The 3,727-nt window shown below is 37.1% G+C and carries 5 protein-coding genes; all 5 read left to right on the top strand.

The window, feature by feature from the left end:
- On the top strand, positions 1-396 hold a 396-nt coding region (locus WBM70_RS08730; RefSeq protein ID WP_424558123.1), incomplete at its 5' end, for a hypothetical protein.
- A gap of 116 nt (positions 397-512) precedes the next feature.
- Positions 513-1,865, top strand: a complete 1,353-nt coding sequence (locus WBM70_RS08735; RefSeq protein WP_424558124.1) for a S41 family peptidase — start codon at positions 513-515, stop codon at positions 1,863-1,865.
- Positions 1,865-2,578 carry a phosphoribosylaminoimidazolesuccinocarboxamide synthase gene (gene purC, locus WBM70_RS08740; protein WP_424558125.1) on the top strand — a complete coding sequence of 238 codons (714 nt, stop codon included), beginning with the start codon at positions 1,865-1,867 and terminating at the stop codon, positions 2,576-2,578. Before WBM70_RS08735 ends, purC begins: the two co-directional genes overlap by 1 nt.
- 9 nt (positions 2,579-2,587) lie before the next feature.
- On the top strand, positions 2,588-2,827 hold the full coding sequence (purS, locus tag WBM70_RS08745) for a phosphoribosylformylglycinamidine synthase subunit PurS (protein WP_424558126.1): 240 nt from the start codon (positions 2,588-2,590) through the stop codon (positions 2,825-2,827).
- 1 nt (position 2,828) lies between these two features.
- Positions 2,829-3,500, top strand: coding sequence for a phosphoribosylformylglycinamidine synthase I (gene purQ / locus WBM70_RS08750; protein ID WP_424558127.1), 672 nt, complete (start codon positions 2,829-2,831; stop codon positions 3,498-3,500).
- Positions 3,501-3,727 lie beyond the last annotated feature (227 nt).

A 3,727-nucleotide genomic window follows, 5' to 3' on the forward strand; every position in this document is an offset into this window, starting at 1 on the left:
GAGACATGGATACTCTATTACAGTAATATCAGACAACTGCAACTTATCCAATATGCAAAAGAGAACCCGAGATTTATCCTCTTTTTTGTATTCTCTTTACTTGTTTTAGCCCTAGTCTCTTTCAGCATTACATTATACTTCCGTCGTCCTCGATGCATCAATGAAACACTTTGTATTTTGGAACCTCTATTGAAAGCATTAAAAAAAGATGGCTACAGTAGAAAAAAAGATGAAACCATTCATCAATTTTTCTTACGCTATCTGAACGATCATGCAGATAAAAGTGCTGTCAGGGAAGTTGATAGATATTATGAAATGATCTCATATGGTGGTGATACATCACTGGAAACAAAGAAGAAATTCAAGAACATGGTGAAGAAGAGTTTATCTTCATAGCCAATTGGAATACGGTTAACCTTCCTTCAGTATAGTAATACAAAGCATTCAAAGCAACCTCTTAGATGTTTTTAAATAAAATTATAAACCAATTCTCACATGGAGACATCACCTTAATGATTAAAAAAAGCAAAAAAGTTATCGTTGCTGGACTTGCAAGCACTTTGACTGTAGCATATATGTTTGGGTCTTTCGCTCAAGCAACAGAGACTCCTAAAAAAACCCATACACCTTCAACCGCTAAAGAAAAACTTGAAGCGTATATAAAATTCACTCAGATCCTCAATGTCATTGAGAGTCAATTTGTGGATGATACCAATACCACTGACCTTGTAGACAAAGCGCTCAAAGGACTTATGGCTAACCTCGATTCTCACTCTTCTTTTATGGATACCAAAGCGTTTAAAGATCTTTCTGTCCAAACAAAAGGTGAATTTGGCGGATTAGGTATCTCTATAGGTATGAAAGATGGAGCTCTTACCGTCATTGCACCTATCAATGATACACCAGCATTTCATGCTGGTATCAAAGCCGGTGATATCATCTTAAAGATCAATGATACAGCCACTATCGGTATGAATATCGATGAGTCTGTAAAAATGATGAGAGGGAAACCTAAAACTTCTTTGGTATTGACGATCATCAGAAAAGGAGAGCCTAAGCCTCTCGAAATTAAGATCGTCAGAGATATCATCAAGATTCAATCTGTCTATGCAAAGACCATAGAAGATAAACTTCTTTATGTGCATGTTACCTCTTTTGACCAGAAAGTAGTAGAAGGTGTACAAAACGCTATCAAAGAGCATAATGCTACTGATGGTATGATCCTAGACCTAAGAAACAATCCGGGTGGACTGCTTGACCAAGCTGTCGGACTTGTAGACCTTTTTGTAGATGAAGGTGTTATTGTCAGTCAAAAAGGAAAAGTGAAAAGTGAAAATCTAGAATACCGTGCAAGTAAAGAAGGTACGAATAAAAAACTTCCTCTTGTAGTACTTATAAACGGTGGCTCTGCATCTGCTTCGGAGATCGTATCTGGTGCACTTCAGGATTTCAACCGTTCTATTGTCATTGGAGAAAAGACATTCGGAAAGGGTTCTGTACAAGTGGTGATGCCTATAGGTGCAGATGAAGCTTTAAAACTGACTGTGGCACGTTATTACCTTCCAAGCGGACGAACGATACAAGCTGTCGGGGTCACACCTGATATAACCATACCGCTTGGTAAAATAGATTTTACTGAAGATCTTATTATGCTGAAAGAAAAAGATCTGAAAAAACACTTAGAAAATGAGCTCGCTAAAATAGATGTAAATACAACCAAGTCATCAGACACAGGCATAGAAAACAATGCAACAGAAGTAGATGAAACTATCATCACAGAAGAGCAAATCTATAAAGATCTACAACTTAAAAGTGCTGTAGATATCTTAAAAGCATTGATCATCACGAACAAAGGAAGAAACTAATGACAAAAACTGACCTTTTGTATGAAGGTAAAGCAAAAAAGATTTGGAAAACTGAAGATGAAAACCTTCTTATCTCCGAATTTAAAGATAGCCTTACTGCATTTAATGGTGAGAAAAAATCATCTGAAGAAGGTAAAGGTGCCCTCAATAATCAAATATCAACTGAACTCTTCAAATATTTAGATGAAAAAGGTATCCCTACTCACTATGTAGATACAATTGATGATAACAACATGCTTCATAAAGCTGCAGAAGTGATCTATCTGGAAGTGATCGTAAGAAATATCGCTACTGGTAGTCTTAGTAAAAATCTTGGTATTGCAGATAAAACTGTACTTCCTTTCACACTTGTTGAATTTGACTATAAAAATGATGCACTTGGAGATCCAAAACTCAATGACCAGCACTGTCTCATTTTAAACTTGGTCAATGACACATCTGAACTTGATTACATTCGTTTTATGGCAAGAAGGATCAACACACTACTCTCAGGGTTCTATGCTGATCTCAACATTAAAGTTGTAGATTTTAAAATTGAATTTGGTAGAGATAAAGATGGAAATATTATTCTTATCGATGAACTCAGTCCAGATAACTTCAGACTATGGGATGCCGAGACAGATGAGAAACTGGATAAAGACAGATTTAGACAAGGTCTAGGTGGACTCACTGAAGCGTACAGACAAGTATTAGACAGAATTAAAAACAGATAAGGAATAACAATGACAGCTATAGTAAACGTATTTTTAAAAGAAGGTGTTCTAGACCCACAGGGAAAAGCAGCGCACCATGCACTTGACTCTTTAGGATTTGCCGGAGTAAATGATGTACGTATCGGTAAACAGATCATCATTAAGCTTGATACTACAGACAAAGCTGAGGCGGAAGCAGAAGTAAAAGAGATGTGTGAGACACTTCTTGCCAATACAGTTATCGAAGACTATACGATAGAGATCAACTAGTATGAAAGTAGCAGTATTAAGATTTCCTGGAACAAACTGCGAGTTTGATACACAGTATGCTTTTGAAAAATTAGGACATACAACAGAGCTTGTATGGCATGAGAATGAGAAACTTCCAGCGGACATCGATCTTGTTGTTGTGCCTGGTGGATTCTCATATGGAGATTATTTACGCTCAGGGTCTATCGCTAGATTTTCACCTGTGATGAAAGCTGTTTCAACCTATGCAAATGATGGTGGTAAAGTACTTGGTATCTGCAATGGTTTTCAGATCCTTACAGAAGCCGGACTACTCCCAGGTGCATTGAAACGCAATAATAACCTTCACTTTATCTCTAAGCACCAAAACCTCTGTGTCATCAACAATGACAATGCTTTTTTAAACAAATGTGATAAAGGTGAAGTACTTAACATTCCTATTGCACATGCAGATGGTAACTACTACATCGATGATGAAGGGTTTAAAAAGATAGAAGCAAATGGTCAGATACTTCTTCGTTACTCAAATGAAAAAGGAGAACCAGTTGTTGTCAATGGTTCTGTAACTTCTATCGCTGGTGTCTGCAATGAAACTAAAAATGTATTTGGTCTTATGCCTCACCCTGAGCGTGCCTTAGAAGCTATACTAGGAAGTGAAGACGGTATACGTATGCTTCAAGGTTTTGAAGCCTAATGCAACACTTACGCTCTGTATCTCTCTTTATAGTATTTATATTAGCTTATACTACCCTATTGAGTGCGCAGAGCGAATTCAAATATAGTTATATGCCTAAAAAGGTATATGATAACCAACTCTTTGCAGTGACGATCATCTCTTCAGGAGAAACTGCTACAGTGAAACCCAAATTTACTTTTGATACGTTAAGCAAGACTCAACCACTCTTCCAAAGACCTCTTGTC

The sequence above is a fragment of the Sulfurovum sp. genome, assembly GCF_049668085.1.
Taxonomy (GTDB): Bacteria; Campylobacterota; Campylobacteria; order Campylobacterales; family Sulfurovaceae; genus Sulfurovum.